Below are 1,410 nucleotides of genomic sequence, written 5' to 3'. Positions count from 1 at the left end.
GGGGACTGTAACGCGAACGGTGTTTCCGGCCGTGGTTGTCAGTAGGTCTCAGCGCCCGGCCAGCGGTCACTGAAGGTGATCGAGAAAGCGTTCAAGGCGGGTTTCCAGCGCATCGTCCACCGGGCTTGCCCGGTGCCGGTCGGGTCCAGACTCCGGGTGACCAGATACAAGCACTTTAGCGCAGCTTGTTCCGTCGGGAAATGACCACGTGTCCGCACCGCGCGGCGATACCGCGAATTCAACGACTCGATCGCGTTCGTGGAACACAACACACGCCTGATCTCCACATCATAGTCCAAAAAGGGGATGAACTCCTCCCATGCGTTGCGCCACAACCGAATCATCGCGCCATACTTACCACCCCACTCCTCCTCCAACACGTCCAAGGCGGCCGCCGCGGCAGCCGCGTTCGGTGCCGTGTAGATCGGTTTCACATCCCTCTTCAACGCGTCCCAGTCCCGCTTCGACGCGAGCCGGAACGTATTCCGCAGCAAATGCACCACGCACGTCTGCACGATCGCCGCCGGCCACACGTTCCCGACCACCTCGGGCAAGCCTTTCAGCCCGTCACAGACCACGAAGAACACATCGCCCAGCCCACGGTTCTTCATGTCCACCAGCACTTGCATCCAAAACTTCGCACCCTCGCCACCCTGACCGGCCCACAGCCCGAGCACATCCCGGCGACCTTCCAGCGTGACACCGATCGCCGCGTAGATCGGCCGGTTCGCGACCTGACCATCCCGGATCTTCACGTGCACCGCGTCAATGAACACCGCCGCATACACCGAATCCAGTGGCCGCGACTGCCACTCGGCCATCTCCCCGATAACCTGGTCGGTAATCCGGGACACCGTCTCCCTCGACACCGACGCACCATAAATCTCCGCGAAGTGCGCCGAGATCTCGCCTGTCGTCAACCCTTTCGCATACAACGACAACACGATCTCATCCACACTGCCCAGCCGACGCTGCCGCTTTTTCACGACCACCGGCTCGAAATTCGAATCCCGATCCCGCGGCACCGCGATCTCCACCTCGCCCACCGCGTCCGAGACCACCGTTTTCGACCGCGTGCCATTGCGCACGTTCGCGCTGGCACGGCCCGGTTCGGCCTGGTGCTTCTCGTGACCGAGGTGCTCGGTCATCTCCGCGTTCAACGCCGTCTCGAGAACCGTCTTGGTCAGCTGCTTGAGCAGCCCGTCCGGGCCGGTCAAGGCCAGCCCCTGCGCCTGAGCCTGCGCGACCATCGAGGCCGCCAGCTCCTCCTGCGCCGACCGCGGCTTCGCCGCCTTCTTCTTACCCGTCGATCGTGAAGTCACAACATCCAGTGTCATCACACACCGTGCCCATCCCACCGAGCCCACGCCCGGCGTGTCGGGCCGGAAACACCGTTACTGGGACAGTCCC

The 1,410-nt window shown here is 63.4% G+C and carries 1 protein-coding gene; it reads right to left on the bottom strand.

Going from position 1 to position 1,410, the window contains the following annotated elements; genetic code table 11:
- Positions 1-38: 38 nt before the first annotated feature.
- The gene (locus tag AC0685_RS43435) at positions 39-1,337 is read right to left on the bottom strand and encodes an IS256 family transposase (RefSeq protein ID WP_478230852.1); all 1,299 of its coding nucleotides are present in this window, start codon (positions 1,335-1,337) and stop codon (positions 39-41) included.
- Positions 1,338-1,410 lie beyond the last annotated feature (73 nt).

The organism is Amycolatopsis sp. NPDC043889 (genome assembly GCF_056435645.1).
This window is presented reverse-complemented; position numbering and strand designations above follow the sequence as displayed.

Excerpts from the sequence above, each read along its gene's own strand:
- AC0685_RS43435 (WP_478230852.1), bottom strand. The coding sequence starts at position 1,337 with ATGACACTGGATGTTGTGACTTCACGATCGACGGGTAAGAAGAAGGCG.